We start from the raw sequence: 17,203 nt of genomic DNA, 5'->3' as shown, positions 1-17,203 counted from the left end.
TACGCTAAAATAGCGGGTTACGCGAAAAATCACCTGGAATTCAGCATGGAAGCAGAACGCCTCAACCAACTCGAAGCCCAACTGCAGGACCTGGCTGCGCGCACCCAGGATCTACGGAGGTATCTTTGACTACGATGTCAAGGATGAACGCCTGCAGGTCGTGAACGCCGAGCTGGAAAACCCCGACGTCTGGAACGACCCCAAGCACGCCCAGGACCTGGGCCGCGAGAAGAAGGCCCTGGAAACGGTCGTATTGACCATCAACGAGATCGATTCGGGCCTGCGCGACGCCACCGAGCTGTTCGAGATGGCCGCCGCCGACAACGACGACGCCACGCTGGAATCCATCATCGGCGATGCCCAGGGCCTGGAGGAAAAAGTGGGCGGGCTGGAATTCCGCCGCATGTTCGCCAACCCGGCCGATCCGCTCAACTGCTTCCTGGACATCCAGGCCGGCGCCGGCGGCACCGAGGCGCAGGACTGGGCCTCCATGCTGCTGCGGCAGTACCTGAAGTACGCCGAGCGCAAGGGCTTCAAGGCCGAGCTCATGGAAGAGTCCGAGGGCGAAGTGGCCGGCATCAAGTCCGCCACCATCAAGATCGAGGGCGAATACGCCTTCGGCTACCTGCGCACCGAGACCGGCGTGCACCGCCTGGTCCGCAAGAGCCCCTTCGATTCGTCCGGCGGCCGCCACACCTCGTTCGCCAGCGTGTTCGTCTACCCGGAAGTCGACGACTCCTTCGAGGTCGAGGTCAATCCGGCCGACATCCGCGTGGACACCTTCCGCGCCTCCGGCGCGGGTGGCCAGCACATCAACAAGACCGACTCCGCGGTGCGGATGACCCACATCCCCACGGGCATCGTCGTGCAGTGCCAGAACGATCGTTCGCAGCACCGCAACCGCGCCGAGGCGATGCAGATGCTGAAGTCCAAGCTGTTCGAACTGGAAATGCGCAAGCGCATGGCCGAGCAGCAGAAGCTGGAGGACTCCAAGACCGACGTGGGCTGGGGCCACCAGATCCGTTCGTACGTGCTGGACCAGAGCCGCATCAAGGACCTGCGCACCAACGTCGAAATCTCCAACACCCAGAAGGTGCTGGACGGCGATCTCGATCCCTTCATCGAAGCCAGCCTGAAACAGGGCGTCTGAGCGGCGCCGGAACGCGACATGAGCGATGCCATCGTGATACTGAGCGGTGCCTCGCGCGGCCTGGGGGCCGCGCTGGCCCTGGCCGCCTGCCGGCCGGGCACGCTGCTGGTCACGCTGTCGCGCGGCGCGCATCCGTTGCTGGCGCAGCAGGCGCGCCGCAGCGGATGCCAGCACCGGCACTATGCGGTGGACCTGTCCGATCCGGCACAGACGGAAACCGTGGCCCGGGGCCTGTTCGCCGACCTGCCGGCGGGCGCCGCCCGCTACCGGCTGATCAACAACGCCGGCACGGTCGAACCCATCGCCCAGGCCGCCACGCTGGACGCCGCATCGGTCGCGCATGCGCTGCATGTGAACGTGGCCGCCGCCATGCTGCTGACGGCGGCCTTCCTGGCGGCCGCGCCCGCGCAGGCGGACCGCCGCGTGCTGAACATCTCGTCCGGCGCGGGGCAGCGGCCCATGCCGGGCTGGAGCGTGTACTGCGCCACCAAGACCGCGCTGGACATGTACACGCGCACGGTGAAGCTGGAACAGCGGGGCTCGGGACTGCGCATCGCCGCGCTGGCCCCCGGCGTGATCGACACGCCCATGCAGGCCCGCATCCGCGCCACGCTGCCCGACGCCTTCCCCGCCGTGGAAGACTTCAAGGAACTCCATCGCGGCGGCCGCCTGGCCGCCCCCGCCGACGTGGCGACCCGCATCCTCGACTACCTGGAACGCGACGACTTCGGCCACGCCGACATCGACGACATCCGACATTACTGACCCGATAGCCATCATGACCGACAACCGGCCCACCGCCAACGAACCCGCGCAAGACGAAAACCAGATCATCGCCGAACGGCGCGCCAAGCTCGCCCGCCTGCGCGAAGCCGGGCCGGCCTTCCCCAACGACTTCGTGCCCGCCGACCGCGCCGCCGCGCTGCACGCGGCACACGACGGCACCGAGAAGGAAGCGCTGGACGCGGCCGACATTCCCGCCAGCGTCGCCGGCCGCATGATGCTCAAGCGCGTGATGGGCAAGGCCAGCTTCGCCACCCTGCAGGACTCGACCGGCCGCATCCAGATCTACCTGAGCAAGGAACTGGTCGGCGACCAGGTCTACGACGCCTTCAAGCACTGGGACATCGGCGACATCCTGGGCGTGCGCGGCAAGGTCTTCAAGACCAACAAGGGCGAACTGTCGATCCAGGCCACCGAGGTGCGGCTGCTGACCAAGTCGCTGCGCCCCCTGCCCGACAAGTTCCACGGCATCTCCGACCAGGAGATGCGCTATCGCCAGCGCTACGTCGATCTCGTCATGACCGAGTCGACCCGCAACACCTTCGTGGCACGCAGCCGCGCCATCGCCTCCATTCGCCGCCTGATGACCGAAGCCGGTTTCCTGGAAGTGGAAACCCCCATGCTGCACGCCATCCCGGGCGGCGCCGCGGCCAAGCCCTTCACGACCCACCACAATGCGCTGGACATGCCCATGTACCTGCGCATCGCGCCCGAGCTCTACCTGAAGCGCCTGATCGTGGGCGGCTTCGAGCGCGTGTTCGAGCTGAACCGCAACTTCCGCAACGAAGGCGTCAGCCCCCGGCACAATCCCGAATTCACCATGATGGAGTTCTACGCGGCCTACGGCGACTACCGCTGGCTGATGGACTTCACCGAGCAGCTCATCCGCCAGGCCGCCATCGACGCCACGGGCAGCGCCAAGGTGACCTACCAGGGCCGCGAGGTGGACGTGTCCAGGCCCTTCGACCGGCTGACCATCACCGAGGCCATCCACAAGTACGCCGATCCCGGCTACACCGACGAGCAACTGAACGACGAAGCCTTCGTGCGCGCCGAACTCAAGCGGCTGGGTGCCCACGTGGACGGCCCGCAACTGGCGCGCGCCGGCCTGGGCGCGCTGCAACTGGCGCTGTTCGAGGAAACGGCGGAAGCCAAGCTGTGGCAGCCGACCTACATCATCGACTACCCGGTGGAAGTGTCGCCCCTGGCGCGCGGCTCGGACACGCGCCCCGGCATCACCGAACGCTTCGAGCTGTTCATGGTCGGCCGCGAGATCGCCAACGGATTCTCCGAGCTGAACGACGCCGAGGACCAGGCGGAGCGGTTCCGCAAGCAGGTCGAAGCCAAGGATGCCGGCGACGAGGAAGCCATGTACTACGACGCGGACTACATCCGCGCGCTGGAGTACGGCATGCCTCCGACCGCCGGCTGCGGCATCGGGATCGACCGCCTGGTGATGCTGCTGACCGACAGCCCCAGCATCCGCGACGTGATCCTGTTCCCGCACCTGCGGCCCGAGGACTGATCCCCCGATCCATCGAGCAGGGATGCGCCGCAAAGCGGAAGGATCGCCGGAAGAGGCGCTTGAACGTACCGCAAGGAGTATCCATGGTCCCCGCGCAGCGTCACCTGGCCTTTCTCCTGTCGGTGTTCCTGGCCGGCGCCACATTCGCGGCTGCACCCCAGGACCCCGCCGGCTATCCCGACGCCGATGCCAGCGATCCCGCCAGACTCGGCTGGATGGTCGGCTCTCCGCCGCCACCGGACCGCATCCTGCGGTTCGACGACGGCTCGTACTTTCGCTTCCCCGCGATGCGCTGGAGCGTCTCCCACTTCCGCCAGCTGATGCCCACGGTGAACGTCTCGCGCGGCCTGGGCGCCCCCGCCCCTCTGCCGCGCGCGCTGCGCGGCGACATCGACGGCCTGGTCTTCCAGCCTCTGGGGTCGGACCGGACCATGACCTGGCAGGCCTCGCTGAAGGCCAACTATACCGACGGCATCGTCGTGCTGCACAAGGGGCGCATCGTCTACGAACGCTACTTCGGCGTGCTCGACCAGCAAGGCCAGCACGGCGCGATGTCGGTGACCAAGTCCTTCATCGGCACGCTGGCCGCCATGCTGGCGGCCGAAGGCACGCTGGATCCGTCGCGCAGGGTGGCCGAGTACGTGCCGGAACTCGCATCGTCCGCCTTCGGCGATGCGACGGTGCGCCAGGTCATGGACATGACGACCGGCATCCGCTTCAGCGAAGACTATGCCGATCCCGACGCCGAGGTCTGGGCCCACGCGGCCGCCGGCAATCCGCTGCCCAAGCCCGGTGACTACACCGGGCCGCGCAGCTACTACGAATTCCTGCAAACGGTGAAGCCGGAAGGCAAGCACGGCGAGGCCTTCCATTACCGCACGGCCAACACCGACGCGCTGGGCTGGGTGCTGGCCCGTGCCAGCGGCAAGCCGGTGGCGCAACTGCTGTCCGAACGCATATGGAGCCGGCTGGGCGCCGAGCAGGATGCCTACATGACGGTCGACTCGACCGGCACGCCGTTCGCCGGCGGAGGCCTGAACACGGGCCTGCGCGACCTGGCTCGCTTCGGCGAGATGATCCGGAACGATGGCTTCTTCAACGGCCGGCAGATCCTGCCGCCCGCCGCGGTGGCCGACATCCGGCGCGGCGGCGACCCGGCGGACTTCGCCCGCGCCGGCTACGCGCTGCTGGCGGGCTGGACCTACCGCGACATGTGGTGGGTCACGCACAACGCGCACGGCGCCTTCACCGCGCGCGGCGTGCATGGCCAGGCGATATATGTCGACCCCAAGGCGGAAATGGTGATCGCGCGCTTCGCCTCGCATCCGGTGGCGAGCAACGCCGCCAACGACCCGACCTCGCTGCCCGCCTACCATGCGCTGGCGCTGCACCTGATGGGTTCGCGCTGACCGGGGCGTTGGTCCGAAGGCCCGCCGGCGCCTGGGGTCTGTTCACGCTAAAAGGAGGGGCTCAGTCCGGGATTTCCGGTTCGACCAGCTTGGCCAGCTGGAGCAGCGACTCCTGCCAGCCGAGATAGCACATCTCCGTCGGAATGACCTCGGGAATGCCGGCCTGTTCGATGTCCAGGTCGGTGCCGCATGCCACCTGCCTGAGCACGACCGTGACCGCCATTTCGCCCGGCAGGTTGGGATCGTCGAACTTGTCGGTGTAGCGGATCTTCTGGAACGGGACCAATTCCTGGTACTCGCCGCCGAAGGAGTGCGCGTTGCCGGTCGTGAAGTTGCGGAAGGACATCTTGAAGGTCCCGCCCACCTTCGCTTCCAGGTGATGGACCTGGCAGGTGAAGCCATACGGCGGCAGCCACTTCGCCAGCGCGTCGGGCTCGACGAAGGCGCGATAGACGCGCTCGGGGGTGGCGCGCAGGACGCGGTGGAGTCGAACGGTTCCGGTAGCCATGGTGAATCTCCTTTCGTCAGGGTGGTTACATGCCTACGACGAGCGGGAAACCGGGAAATCGACAGAACGACCCATCAGTGAAAACCCTAGGCATCACACCCTGTCATTCCCAGACGTTGGCCGACCGCTCGAACCCGTCCCGGTAGGGCTTGCCCACGCAGAACCGGTGTCCGCTGGGCGCCTGCATGACCACCCAGGCCTCCTTGCGCGACACGAGGACGGCGCCGAGTCGTTCCAGGCGCGCCACCTCCGCCTCGATCGCATCGGTCTCGATGTCGAGATGGGCGCGCGCCTCGTGCTCGACCTTCTGGATGATGACCTGAACTTCCCCCGGCCTGGTCACGAGCTGGATGAAACGGCCATCCGGATCGATTTCCCCGGGCAAGGGATACCCCAGCGCCGCGCTCCAGAAGCGCGCTTCCGACAGCAGATCGCCGGTCTTGCAGTCGATGACGATGTTTCCCAATCGGCTCTTGTGCATCACAGCTCCCGAACGACAACGGCCACTACTTCCGCGCGTGCTCCCGCAGATAGTCCAGCACCGCGCGCTGGTCTCCCGTGAACACGATACGTGCCGCCTTCAGCTTGCGCTGGTAGACGTACATGGGATCGTAGTAGCCGGTCAGCAGTTCCTCGATCCAGGCCCGGTGCGGTTCGACACTTCCCCCTCGCGCCTGCTCGGCCAGGGCGGCGTCCATGACCGCCGCCAGGCGCTGATGGCGTTCGCCGCCCAGCCGCTTGCGGATATTGTCCAGGCTTGCACGCAGCCGCTGGCCGAAAAGCGCCCTGCCCGCTTCTTCGCCATGAAGGACGACGAACTCGGCGCACAGATCCACCACGTAGTCGCGCAGGATACGCTCCACACGGTTCTGCAGGCTGTCCTCCAGCCAGACCACAGGATATTCCTGCATGCCCTGGAAAAGGCTGAACGGCACGCTGCAACTGCCTATCGCATGGCTTTCGTCCTCCAGCACGAAACGGGCATGGCCGGCTTCCCGCTTCCTGAGCACGTCGATCGCCAAGCCGTTCTCGAAGCCAATCTGCGGCGGCTGCCCGGTGGCATGCTTGCCGAAGCTCGATCCGCGGTGATGGGCGTGCCCCTCCAGGTCCAGGGCATGGTCCAGCGCCCGCAGCACATCGGTCTTGCCCGTTCCCGTCATGCCGCCCAGCACGATGAAGCCGCACTCGGCCACGGCCCGTTCCAGCGTGTCCATCAGGAAACCGCGCATGGCCTTGTAGCCGCCCACCACGCGCGGATAGGCGATGCCCGCCTCGTCCCGCAGCCACTGCTGGACGATTTGCGAACGAAGGCCGCCGCGGAAGCAATACAGGCTGCCCTCGGGATGCACGCGGGCGAAGGCCGCCCAGGCCTCGATCCGTTCAGCCTTGGTGCGGCCCCGGACCAGTTGGTGGCCCAGCGCGATCGCGGCCTCCTGGCCCTGCTGCTTGTAGCAGGTGCCGACCTTCTGCCGCTCGATGTCGGTCATCAGCGGCAGGTTGACGGCCCCGGGAAAGGCGCCCTTGCGGAATTCGATGGGCGCGCGCGTATCCATCAGGGGCGTGCCCCGCAGGAACAGCGCGCGGTAGTCGTCGATATCGCCGCGCATCACACCACTTCGACCGCGTAGTCCCGCCGCTCGACCAGTTCCCCGATGGGCTCGAGCGCCAGTCCGGATTCGGCGGCCGCCGCCAGGAACTCCTCCTCGCCATCGGGCGCGACCGCCACCAGCAGGCCGCCGCTGGTCTGCGGATCGCACAACAGGTCGATGCGATCCTGGCCCAGCGGCGCGATGCGCTGGCCATAGCTGTCGAAATTGCGGCCCGTGCCGCCCGGTACGCAGCCTTCGGCCAGATAGTGCTCCACGCCCGGCAGGCGCGGCACCTTGGCGAACTCGACCCGGGCGCTGACGCCGCTGCCGTCGGCCATTTCCACCAGATGGCCCAGCAGCCCGAAACCGGTGACGTCGGTCATGGCCTTGACGCCGGCCAGCCGGCCGAAACGGCTGCCGGGCCGGTTCAGCGTGCACATCCAGTCCCGCGCCAGGTTCACATCTTCGGGGCGCAGCTTGGCCTTCTTCTCGGCCGTGGTCAGGATGCCGATGCCCAGCGGCTTCGTCAGGTACAGCTTGCAGCCCACCGTGGCGGTGTCGTTGCGCTTGAGCCGGGCCTTGTCCACCACGCCGGTCACGGCCAGCCCGAAGATGGGCTCGGGAGCGTCGATCGAATGCCCGCCCGCCAGCGGAATACCCGCGGCGTCGCAAGCCGCCCGGCCGCCGCGCACCACCTCGCGCGCCACTTCGGGCGGCAACAGATTGACCGGCCAGCCCAGGATGGCGATGGCCAGCAACGGATCGCCGCCCATCGCATAGATGTCGCTGATGGCGTTGGTGGCGGCGATGCGGCCGAAATCGAAGGGGTCGTCGACGATGGGCATGAAGAAATCCGTGGTCGACACCACGCCGCGCTCGTCATCCAGCGCGTAGACCGCCGCATCGTCGCGCGAGGCGTTGCCCACCCACAAACGGGGGTCGAGATTCTGCGCGCCGCTGCCGGCCAGGATCACGTCCAGGACCTTGGGCGATATCTTGCAGCCGCAGCCGGCCCCGTGGCTGTACTGCGTCAGGCGTATGGGAGTGCTCATGGATCGTTCGCAATGGCTTGATGGAAGCCATTCTAGAACACCCGTCCGGGCGGCCCTGCCGCCCGGCGCCCATTACTTCCCTTCCGGCATCGCCGACGAGTGATGGCTGGTGATCAGCCATTGCCGCCCGTCCCAGCGATAGGTATAGGTGTAGCGCGCCTTGACCGCGGCCCCCGTCCGGGCGAAGGTGAAGGTGTACAGCCCCGAGTCGACCGCGGTATTGCATCCCAGCGCGATGCGGCGCTCGTCGATCCGGCCCGCCGGGCGGTCTTCCAGGAAATGATGGAAGTAGTCTTCCTTGGCCTCTGCGCCATAGCGCGGCTGGTTGGACAGGGTGGGCAGCAGCACCGAATCCGGTGCGTAGTTCGCCACCACCCGATGCGGATCGCCGGTCTGCAGCGAGCGGTTCCACCGGTCGAACAAGCCGGCGATCTCCTGCTCGCTGACGCCCTTGCAATTTTCCAGGTGCGGCGCCAGCGCACCCCCGGACACCCTAGGATTCGTGGCACAGCCTGCCAGCGCGCCGGCCAGAATCACCATTCCCAGACGTTTCATGAACTTCCCCCTTCATTATTGTTGTGGAAGTGAATGCTCAAGCATAGCGGAGAGCGGCCTCGGTGCAGGCCTGCTTGCGGCCCCCGGCCGCCTCAAGAACCAAACCTCCACCGGTAGTCCAAATCATCACTTGCATTTTTATGTCTTATATCTTATATAAGACATAGGACCTACCCTTATAGAAAGTCATCCTCCCCTACATCGCAACGACGCAACATAAGTGGTAGATTTAACCGGTTTTCCTTCGGAGCCCATCATGCCGCACAACACGTTCAAAACCCTGAAAGAGTTCAAGATCGGCAGCAAAACCGGCCAGTACTATTCGCTCCCGGCGCTCGGCAAGGCCCTGGGCGTGGCGGTAGAACGATTGCCCGTCTCCCTGCGCATCGTGCTCGAATCCGTCCTGCGCAACTGCGACGGCAAGAAAGTCACCGAAGAACACATCAGGCAACTGGCCCACTGGAAACCCAACGCCAAGCGCGAAGAGGAAATTCCCTTCGTCGTCGCCCGCGTCGTGCTCCAGGACTTCACCGGCGTCCCCCTGCTGGCCGACCTGGCCGCCATGCGCAACGTCGCCGCCAAGCTCGACAAGAATCCCAAGGCCATCGAACCCCTGGTTCCGGTGGACCTCGTCGTCGACCACTCCGTCATGATCGACGCCTACGGCACCAAGAACGCCCTGGACATCAACATGAAACTGGAATTCAAGCGCAACCACGAGCGCTACCAGTTCATGAAATGGGGCATGCAGGCCTTCGACACCTTCGGCGTGGTGCCCCCGGGCTTCGGCATCGTCCACCAGGTGAACCTGGAATACCTGGCGCGCGGCGTGCACAAGCGCGACAAGGTCTACTACCCTGACTCGCTGGTAGGCACCGACAGCCACACCACCATGATCAACGGCATCGGCGTGGTCGGCTGGGGCGTGGGCGGCATCGAGGCCGAGGCCGCCATGCTGGGCCAGCCCGTCTACATCCTGACCCCCGACGTCGTCGGCGTCGAACTCAAGGGCAAGCTGCGCGAAGGCGTCACCGCCACCGACCTGGTCCTGACCATCACCGAGATGCTGCGCCGCGAGAAGGTCGTGGGCAAGTTCGTCGAGTTCTGTGGCCCCGGCACCGCCAGCCTGACCGTGTCCGAGCGCGCCACCATCGGCAACATGGCGCCCGAATACGGCGCCACCATGGGCTTCTTCCCGGTGGACGAGCGCACCATCGACTTCTTCAAGGGCACCGGCCGCACCAAGGAAGAAATCGAAGCCTTCGAGGCCTATTACCGCGCCCAGAAGATGTTCGGCGTCCCCAACGCCAAGGACATCGACTACACCAAGCTGCTCACGCTGGACCTGTCCACGGTCGCGCCCTCGCTGGCCGGCCCCAAGCGTCCGCAGGACCGCATCGAGATCGGCGACGTCAAGACCACCTTCAGCGACCTGTTCAGCAAGCCGGTGGCCGAGAACGGCTTCTCGCAGCCCGCGGAAAAACTCGACCAGGTCTTCACGACCGACAACGGCATCCCCATCCAGAACGGCGACATCCTGATCGCCGCCATCACTTCCTGCACCAACACGTCCAACCCCAGCGTGCTGCTGGCGGCGGGCCTGCTGGCCAAGAAGGCGGTGAAGGCCGGGCTCAAGGTCAAGCCGCACATCAAGACCTCGCTCGCCCCGGGATCGCGCGTCGTCACCGAATACCTCCAGAAGACCGACCTGCTGCCCTACCTGGAACAGCTGGGCTTCGACGTGGCGGCCTACGGCTGCACCACCTGCATCGGCAACGCCGGCGACCTCGCCCCCGAACTGAACGACCTCATCACCAAGAACGACCTGGTGTGCGCGGCCGTCCTGTCGGGCAACCGCAACTTCGAGGCCCGCATCCACCCGAACATCAAGGCCAACTTCCTGGCCTCGCCGCCCCTGGTCGTGGCCTATGCCATCGCCGGCACCATGAAGCGGGACCTGATGACCGAGCCCGTGGGCCGCGGCACCAAGGGCGACGTCTACCTGGGCGACATCTGGCCGACCCAGGCCGAAGTCGAGAAGCTGATGAAGTACGCCCTGGACCCCAAGGCGTTCAAGAACAACTACGCCCAGGTCAAGACCAATCCCGGCAAGCTGTGGCAGGACATCCAGGGCGTATCCGGACAGATCTACGACTGGCCCAAGTCGACCTACATCGCCGAACCCCCGTTCTTCGAGGATTTCACGATGGAACCCGGCGCGGCCAACGCCGTGGTCAAGGGAGCCCGGGCGCTGGGCCTGTTCGGCGACTCCATCACCACCGACCACATTTCGCCGGCCGGCTCGATCAAGGAAAGCTCGCCCGCGGGCAAGTACCTGCAGGCCAACGGCGTGATGAAGGCCGACTTCAACAGCTACGGCTCGCGCCGGGGCAATCACGAGGTCATGATGCGCGGCACCTTCGCCAACGTGCGCATCAAGAACCTGATGATCCCGCCCAATGCCGACGGCACGCGCGTGGAAGGCGGCATCACGCTGCACCAGCCCAGCGGCGAACAACTGTCGATCTACGACGCCGCCATGAAGTACATCGCCGAGGGCACGCCCACGGTGATCTTCGGCGGCGAGGAATACGGCACGGGTTCGTCGCGCGACTGGGCCGCCAAGGGCACGCAACTCCTGGGCGTGAAGGCCGTCATCGCGCGCAGCTTCGAGCGCATCCACCGCAGCAACCTGGTGGGCATGGGCGTGCTGCCCCTGCAGTTCAAGGCTGGCGACAGCATCCAGTCCCTGGACATCACGGGCCGCGAGACCTATGACATCACCGGGCTGGAGAACGGCATCAAGCCCCAGCAGGACGTGACGCTGACCATCCACTACGAGAACGGCACCAGCAAGCAGGTTCCGCTGCTGCTGCGCATCGACACGCCCATCGAGGTGGACTACTACAACCACGGCGGCATCCTGCCCTTCGTGCTGCGCCAGTTGCTGGCGGCCTGAAGCCGGCCGGCCCCGGCGGCCGCCTCCAAGGCCTGCGCTTGCGGTGCCCCCGGCATCTGGCGCAGGCCTTGCCACATCCGCGGAGCCCACGCTTGATCAACCTTTCGCGCTTCGACCTGGTGACGCTGTCGCTATTCGTGGCCGTCGCCCGCCACGGCAGCATCTCGGCCGGCGCCCGCCAGGCCCGGCTGGCCGTGGGCGCGGCCAGCCGGCGCATCGCCGACCTGGAAGACGCGGTCCGCACGCCCTTGCTGTACCGGCGGGCCTCGGGCGTCGAACTGACCGAGGCCGGACGGGCCTGCCTGCGGCATGCGCTGCGCATCCTGCAGGACGTGGAGCAACTGGCCGGCCGTATGTCCGACTACGCCAGCGGCGCCGTGGGCCAGGTCCGCATCGCCGCCAACACCTCGTCCATCACGCAGTTCCTGCCGGAAGACCTGTCGGCATTCATGGCCGGCCATCCCGGCATCCGCATCGAGCTGGAGGAGCAGAACAGCGCGGACATCGTGGCCGCGGTGAACGAGAACCGCGCCGACATCGGCGTGTTCGCCGACCGCACGCCCGCCCAGGGCCTGACGACCTACCGCTACCGCGAGGACGAGCTGGTGCTGATCGCGCCGCGCGCGCACGCCCTGGCGTCCCGGCGCGCCGTGGCCTTTCGCGACACGCTGGACTGCGACTACGTCAGCCTGCCGGATGCGACCTCGCTCGCCAGCCGGATAAGGGAGGAAAGCAGCCGGCTGGACCGCCCCATCCGGCTGCGCATCCAGGTGCGCAGCTTCGATGCCATCTGCAGGATGGTCTCGACCGGCATGGGCGTGGGGATACTGCCGCGCCTCGCGGCGGCTCCGCACGCGAAATCCATGCACCTGAAGCTGGTCGCGCTGGAAGACGACTGGGCCAGGCGCAGCCTGCTGCTGGGCGTGCGCGCGCCCGATGCGCTGGCGGCGCCGGCACGGCTGCTGGTGTCGCACCTGCGGGCCGCCGCCACGCCGGCCTGACGCCACCGGCCGGCTTTCGCGTTCCGGCAAACCCCGCTTGCCCGATCGCCCATTTCCTCCGTTGCGGGTTTCGGGTCACACTGTCGCCAAGATATTTCCCCGCGAGACTCCCATGCCACGGCAAATCCTCGAAGGCATCCGCATCCTGGAACTGGGCCAGCTGATCGCCGGCCCGTTCGCCGCCAAGACCCTGGCCGATTTCGGCGCCGAAATCATCAAGATCGAACCGCCCGGCCAGGGCGATCCGCTGCGCAAGTGGCGCATGCTCCACGAGGGCACCTCGGTCTGGTGGGAAGCCCAGTCGCGCAACAAGCAATCGGTATGCGTGGACCTGCGCCAGCCCGACGGGCAGGAACTGGTGCGCAAGCTGGCCGCGCAAGCCGACGTGCTGATCGAGAACTTCCGCCCCGGCGCCATGGAAAAATGGGGCCTGTCCTGGGAAGCCCTGCACGCCTTGAATCCCCGCCTGATCATGCTGCGCGTCTCGGGCTACGGGCAGACCGGCACCAAGCGCGACGAACCGGGTTTCGCCGCGATAGGCGAAGCCATGGCGGGCCTGCGCTACCTGACCGGCGAGCCTGGCCGCCCGCCGGTACGCGCGGGCCTGTCGCTGGGCGACACCATCGCAGGCCTGCACGGCGCGATGGGCGTGCTGCTGGCGCTGTACGACCGCGACGCGCGCGGCGGCCAAGGACAGATGATCGACACCGCGTTGTACGAAAGCGTGTTCAACCTGAGCGAAAGCCTGCTGCCCGAGTATTCGGTGTTCGGTGCCGTGCGCCAGCCGGCCGGCGGCGCCCTGCCCGGCATCGCGCCCTCGAACGCCTATCCGTGCGCCGACGGCGAATACGTGCTGATCGCCGGCAACGGCGACGGTATCTTCGTGCGCCTGATGCGGCGCATGGGACGCGACGACCTGGCCGACGATCCCGGCCTCGCCCGCAACGACGGCCGCGCGCAGCGCGCGGAGGAACTGGACGAGGCCATCGGCGCCTGGACCCGCACGCTGGACAGCGGCGCCGTGCTGGCGGCCCTGCGCGAGGCCGACGTGCCCGCCGGGCGCATCTATAACGCTCGCGACATCGCCCAGGACCCTCACTACCGCGCCCGCGAGATGATCCACGAGGTCACCTCGGCCAACGGCCTGAAGGTCGAGATGCCCGGCATCGTGCCCAAGCTGTCCACGAATCCGGGCGCCATCCGCCACCGCGCGCCGACCCTGGGCGAACACACCGACGCGGTGCTGCGCGGCGTGGGCCTGGACGACGAGACGCTGCGGACGCTGCGCGGCAAGGGAGTGATCGCATGATCGAGATCAACGAGGTCGGGCCGCGCGACGGGCTGCAGATCGAACCGGCCTTCGTCGCCACCGACGACAAGGTGGCGCTGGTCGATGCGCTGTCGGACTGTGGCTTCGCCCGCATCGAAGTCACCAGCTTCACCTCGGCCCGTGCCATTCCGGCGCTGGCCGACGCCGAGGCGGTCATGCAGCGCATCCGCCGCCGGCCCGGGGTGGTCTACACCTGCCTGGTGCCCAACCTGCGCGGCATGGAGCGCGCGCTGGACAGCGGCGCCGACGAGCTGAACCTGGTGATGTCGGTCAGCGAGACCCACAACCAGGCCAACCTGCGCATGACGCGCGAGCAATCCACGGCCCAGCTCCTGGCCATGCTCGAGCGCGCGGGCCAGGCCGGCGTGCCCTGCAACGTCTCGCTGTCCACCACCTTCGGCTGTCCGTTCGAAGGCGACATCGCGCCATCCGAGGTCGAGCGGCTGGCACGGCTTTTCGCCGGGGCCGGCGCCGCCGGCATCACGCTGTGCGACACCACCGGCATGGCCTACCCCACGCAGGTGGCCGACCTGTCCGCATCGCTGGCCGCCGCCCTGCCCGCCTCGGCCCCGTTGACCCTGCACCTGCACAACACCCGCGGCATGGCCCTGGCCAACGCGCTGGCGGCCTGGCAGGCGGGCATGCGGCGCTTCGACGCCGCCGTGGGCGGCCTGGGCGGCTGCCCCTACGCGCCCGGCGCCAGCGGCAACGTCAGCACCGAGGAACTCGTCCACATGTTCGATTGCATGGGCGTGGACACCGGCGTCTCGCTGGCACCCCTGATGGACATCGTGGCCACCCTGCCCCGCCTGGTGGCGCGCGAGGTACCCAGCCAATTGCTGGCCGCGGGACCGCGTCTGCGTACCCACCCGGCGCCAGGGAGATAAACTAGCGGACTCGAACAATCATTCCGTCAGCCGCGACCCCTCCATGCCCCGTTCCCGCAGCACCTCCTCGTCCCGCCTCAATCGCGATGCCGAAAAACTCGTTTCGCTGTCCCTGTCGCTCAACGGCTCGGGCAGCCGGGTCGAAGACCGCTACTGGGAAGGAGAACTGGGCGCGCTGTTGGAAAAGCTCATGCATGGCGGCCAGGACGCGACCATCGAGGCCGCGCTCGAGGTCCTGTACCAGCGCAACGCCGGCGCCTACGAGATCCTGGTCGAGCAGGCCGAGACCCTGTCGGAATCGCTGACGCTGCAGAAGGAAGGGGTGGACCACGACGTGCTGCTGGTGGTCGCGCCGGTGGTGGCCTGGACCCGTTTCAGCATCCCCTACGGGCCGATACGCATCGGCCTGCTGGACGCGCTGAAAGCCCAGCTGCATGGCCACATCCTGGCGGCCGACGCGCGCCTGGCGCTGGCCCCGGAGCTCTACAGCGTGGACCAGATGCCGCGTTCGTTCAGCGCCACCCGGCTGTGGCTGAGCCGCCTGGGCGCCCAGGCGCTGGGGCTGACGCTGCCGCGCATGCCCGCCACCGACACCGAAGTCGCGAACCTGCTGGCCGACACGCGCTACGTGGTCGCGGCCGTAGCCGTGCCGCGCGGCGCGCCGGTATTCCGCTGGCAGGAGAACCCCGGCAAGCCCGAGCACACGCGCGAAAGCTGCCTGGCGCAATGGGAGGCGCAGGCCGCGCCGCTGTTCGCCGACCTGCTGCCCGGGTGCGGTTTCGAATGCCTGCTGCCCGACGCCTATTACGTCAACAACCGCGAGGCCGACCGCCGGGTGCGGCCGCTGTCGCTGCGCGCCTCGGTCGCCTGGCTGGAGGCCACGCTGGGCGTCGCGCCCGACCAGTTGCGCGCGGTCATCGCCGCCTGCGGCGAGACCGAGGTCGAGGAATACCGGATCGGCTTCACCCAGCGCCAGAGCAACGACGTCATCTATGGCTCGGCCTGGCCCCTGTTCGGACGCGAGGACGACAATCCCGACATGCCGGCCATGGACGTGATCGCCGACCAGTTGCGAGAACTGGGCGTGACCGACCTGCGCAAGCTGCAGGGGCTGCTACCCATGGAATTCTGCGACGACTGCGGCGCACCCTACTTCCCCAATCCCCTGGGTGAAATGGTGCATGCCGAGCCGCCCGACGACGCCGACGCCGGCCCCGCCCATTTCCACTGAGCGGGACGCCGCCGGCGCTCAGGCCGCGCGCGGGCTGGCCTCGGGCGCTTCCTCGGGACGGTTGGCGTAGCGGCGCGCCAGCACCGCGCACACCATCAGCTGCATCTGATGGAAGATCATCAGCGGCAGCACGATGGCGCCCGCCGCGCTGCTGGACAGCAGCACCTTGGCCATGGGAATGCCCGTCGCCAGGCTTTTCTTGGAACCGCAGAAGACGATGGTGATCTCGTCCTCTTTCGAGAAGCCCAGCGCCCGGCTGATGTAGGTCGTGGCCAGCAGCGCCGCGGCCAGGATCACCGCGCACGCCACCAGCACGCCGGCCAGCGTCGCGGTGGAGGTCTGGTGCCAGAGGCCGCCCACCACGGCCTCGCTGAAGGCCGAGTAGACCACCAGCAGAATCGAGCCCTGGTCGACGTACTTGAGCACGGCGCGATGGCGCGTGACCCACCCGCCTATCCAGCGGCGCATCACCTGCCCCACCACGAAGGGCAGCAGCAGTTGCACCAGGATCTTGCCCACCGCGTCGAACGAGAACGCCGCCTCGCCGGCCGTGCTCATCATCAGCTTGACCAGCACGGGCGTCAGGAAGATGCCCAGCAGGCTGGAGGCGGAGGCGCTGCAGATGGCCGCCGGGATGTTGCCGCGCGCGATGGACGTGAGCGCGATGGCCGACTGCACCGTGGCCGGCAGCGCGCACAGGAACAGGATGCCCAGGTAAAGGTCGGGGGTGACCAGCGGCGCCAGGAGCGGCTTGAACGCCATCCCCAGGATGGGGAACATGACGAAGGTGAAGGCGAAGATCAGCAGATGCAGCCGCCAGTGGGTGGCGCCCGCGACGATGGCCTCGCGCGACAGCTTGGCGCCGTGCAGGAAGAACAGCAGGCCGATGGCGATATTGGTGACCCAGTCGAATACCACGGCCGTCTGCCCGGAACATGGCAGGAAGCTGGCAAGGGTGACGACGACGATCAGGCTGAGTGTGAAATTGTCGGGCAGGAAACGCGGACGAGTCATGGGATGGGCCGAAAGACAAAGGAAAACTGCGCCTGGCACCGGGCGCGAGGCCACGCGGCGCCTCCGGACGAACCGGTCGCTGGTCCCGCCGCAGCGGACGTTGCGCGCTGGCGGCCAGCGGCCGGAAGGCGGTTCCGGCCAAGGGTAAACACGGATTATCTTCCTTTGTCGGCCCCCTGCCCAGCCCGCATTCGTTGCATCTGCTGTGCT

Annotated in this window: 15 protein-coding genes; 9 read left to right on the top strand and 6 right to left on the bottom strand. The window is 67.4% G+C overall.

Annotation, left to right across the window (positions count from 1 at the left end; genetic code table 11):
* Window positions 1–45 precede the first annotated feature (45 nt).
* From prfB to ABD104_RS00635, 4 genes are all read left to right on the top strand, one after another.
* A protein-coding gene (prfB, locus tag ABD104_RS00650; RefSeq protein WP_132978777.1) for a peptide chain release factor 2 occupies window positions 46–1,150 on the top strand; the annotation gives its coding sequence in 2 pieces (ribosomal slippage) (window positions 46–126 and window positions 128–1,150; 1,104 coding nt in all).
* An 18-nt stretch (window positions 1,151–1,168) separates the two neighbouring features.
* Window positions 1,169–1,915, top strand: coding sequence for an SDR family oxidoreductase (locus tag ABD104_RS00645; protein WP_343926998.1), 747 nt, complete (start codon window positions 1,169–1,171; stop codon window positions 1,913–1,915).
* A gap of 13 nt (window positions 1,916–1,928) precedes the next feature.
* Window positions 1,929–3,458 (top strand): lysine--tRNA ligase, encoded by a 1,530-nt coding sequence (gene lysS / locus ABD104_RS00640; protein WP_343926997.1) that lies wholly within the window; start codon window positions 1,929–1,931, stop codon window positions 3,456–3,458.
* Window positions 3,459–3,673: 215 nt separating this feature from the next.
* Window positions 3,674–4,867: a serine hydrolase domain-containing protein gene (locus ABD104_RS00635; RefSeq protein WP_343927063.1), complete on the top strand. Its 1,194-nt coding sequence runs from the start codon at window positions 3,674–3,676 to the stop codon at window positions 4,865–4,867.
* A 61-nt stretch (window positions 4,868–4,928) separates the two neighbouring features.
* Here the strand turns inward: ABD104_RS00635 and ABD104_RS00630 are convergent, their stop codons facing one another.
* From ABD104_RS00630 to ABD104_RS00610, 5 genes are all read right to left on the bottom strand, one after another.
* Complete coding sequence (locus ABD104_RS00630; RefSeq protein ID WP_279816454.1) at window positions 4,929–5,375, bottom strand: SRPBCC family protein; 447 nt, start codon at window positions 5,373–5,375, stop codon at window positions 4,929–4,931.
* A 103-nt stretch (window positions 5,376–5,478) separates the two neighbouring features.
* A complete protein-coding gene (locus ABD104_RS00625; protein WP_087836977.1) occupies window positions 5,479–5,856 on the bottom strand; it encodes a VOC family protein in 378 nt (125 codons plus the stop codon).
* 25 nt (window positions 5,857–5,881) lie between these two features.
* Window positions 5,882–6,982, bottom strand: coding sequence for a tRNA 2-selenouridine(34) synthase MnmH (gene mnmH, locus ABD104_RS00620; protein WP_338615275.1), 1,101 nt, complete (start codon window positions 6,980–6,982; stop codon window positions 5,882–5,884).
* Window positions 6,982–8,016, bottom strand: a complete 1,035-nt coding sequence (gene selD / locus ABD104_RS00615) for a selenide, water dikinase SelD (RefSeq protein WP_338615277.1) — start codon at window positions 8,014–8,016, stop codon at window positions 6,982–6,984. The genes mnmH and selD overlap by 1 nt, the downstream gene beginning before the upstream one ends.
* A gap of 72 nt (window positions 8,017–8,088) precedes the next feature.
* Window positions 8,089–8,571, bottom strand: a complete 483-nt coding sequence (locus ABD104_RS00610) for an SgcJ/EcaC family oxidoreductase (protein WP_338615278.1) — start codon at window positions 8,569–8,571, stop codon at window positions 8,089–8,091.
* A 256-nt stretch (window positions 8,572–8,827) separates the two neighbouring features.
* Here ABD104_RS00610 and acnA point away from each other — a divergent pair, with 256 nt between their 5' ends.
* The 5 genes from acnA (at window position 8,828) to ABD104_RS00585 (ending at window position 15,979) form a co-directional block, all read left to right on the top strand.
* Window positions 8,828–11,530, top strand: coding sequence for an aconitate hydratase AcnA (gene acnA / locus ABD104_RS00605; protein WP_087836973.1), 2,703 nt, complete (start codon window positions 8,828–8,830; stop codon window positions 11,528–11,530).
* A 95-nt stretch (window positions 11,531–11,625) separates the two neighbouring features.
* Entirely contained in the window at window positions 11,626–12,531 is a 906-nt protein-coding gene (locus ABD104_RS00600) for a LysR substrate-binding domain-containing protein (RefSeq protein WP_087836987.1), read from the top strand.
* 112 nt (window positions 12,532–12,643) lie between these two features.
* Window positions 12,644–13,840 (top strand): CaiB/BaiF CoA transferase family protein, encoded by a 1,197-nt coding sequence (locus tag ABD104_RS00595; RefSeq protein WP_087836972.1) that lies wholly within the window; start codon window positions 12,644–12,646, stop codon window positions 13,838–13,840.
* Window positions 13,837–14,748 (top strand): hydroxymethylglutaryl-CoA lyase, encoded by a 912-nt coding sequence (locus ABD104_RS00590; protein ID WP_132978776.1) that lies wholly within the window; start codon window positions 13,837–13,839, stop codon window positions 14,746–14,748. The genes ABD104_RS00595 and ABD104_RS00590 overlap by 4 nt, the downstream gene beginning before the upstream one ends.
* Window positions 14,749–14,791: 43 nt before the next feature.
* Window positions 14,792–15,979 (top strand): DUF2863 family protein, encoded by a 1,188-nt coding sequence (locus ABD104_RS00585; protein WP_132978775.1) that lies wholly within the window; start codon window positions 14,792–14,794, stop codon window positions 15,977–15,979.
* A gap of 18 nt (window positions 15,980–15,997) precedes the next feature.
* On the opposite strand, the gene ABD104_RS00580 is transcribed toward ABD104_RS00585, so the two are convergent.
* The gene (locus tag ABD104_RS00580) at window positions 15,998–16,993 is read right to left on the bottom strand and encodes a bile acid:sodium symporter family protein (RefSeq protein WP_087836969.1); all 996 of its coding nucleotides are present in this window, start codon (window positions 16,991–16,993) and stop codon (window positions 15,998–16,000) included.
* Window positions 16,994–17,203: the final 210 nt, after the last annotated feature.

Source organism: Pigmentiphaga daeguensis, assembly GCF_039523035.1.
GTDB lineage: Bacteria > Pseudomonadota > Gammaproteobacteria > Burkholderiales > Burkholderiaceae_B > Pigmentiphaga > Pigmentiphaga daeguensis.
This window is presented reverse-complemented; position numbering and strand designations above follow the sequence as displayed.

Coding starts and splice junctions, on each gene's coding strand:
- ABD104_RS00645 (WP_343926998.1), top strand. CDS start 1,169: ATGAGCGATGCCATCGTGATACTGAGCGGTGCCTCGCGCGGCCTGGGG.
- lysS (WP_343926997.1), top strand. CDS start 1,929: ATGACCGACAACCGGCCCACCGCCAACGAACCCGCGCAAGACGAAAAC.
- ABD104_RS00635 (WP_343927063.1), top strand. CDS start 3,674: ATGGTCGGCTCTCCGCCGCCACCGGACCGCATCCTGCGGTTCGACGAC.
- ABD104_RS00630 (WP_279816454.1), bottom strand. CDS start 5,375: ATGGCTACCGGAACCGTTCGACTCCACCGCGTCCTGCGCGCCACCCCC.
- ABD104_RS00625 (WP_087836977.1), bottom strand. CDS start 5,856: ATGCACAAGAGCCGATTGGGAAACATCGTCATCGACTGCAAGACCGGC.
- mnmH (WP_338615275.1), bottom strand. CDS start 6,982: ATGCGCGGCGATATCGACGACTACCGCGCGCTGTTCCTGCGGGGCACG.
- selD (WP_338615277.1), bottom strand. CDS start 8,016: ATGAGCACTCCCATACGCCTGACGCAGTACAGCCACGGGGCCGGCTGC.
- ABD104_RS00610 (WP_338615278.1), bottom strand. CDS start 8,571: ATGAAACGTCTGGGAATGGTGATTCTGGCCGGCGCGCTGGCAGGCTGT.
- acnA (WP_087836973.1), top strand. CDS start 8,828: ATGCCGCACAACACGTTCAAAACCCTGAAAGAGTTCAAGATCGGCAGC.
- ABD104_RS00595 (WP_087836972.1), top strand. CDS start 12,644: ATGCCACGGCAAATCCTCGAAGGCATCCGCATCCTGGAACTGGGCCAG.
- ABD104_RS00590 (WP_132978776.1), top strand. CDS start 13,837: ATGATCGAGATCAACGAGGTCGGGCCGCGCGACGGGCTGCAGATCGAA.
- ABD104_RS00585 (WP_132978775.1), top strand. CDS start 14,792: ATGCCCCGTTCCCGCAGCACCTCCTCGTCCCGCCTCAATCGCGATGCC.
- ABD104_RS00580 (WP_087836969.1), bottom strand. CDS start 16,993: ATGACTCGTCCGCGTTTCCTGCCCGACAATTTCACACTCAGCCTGATC.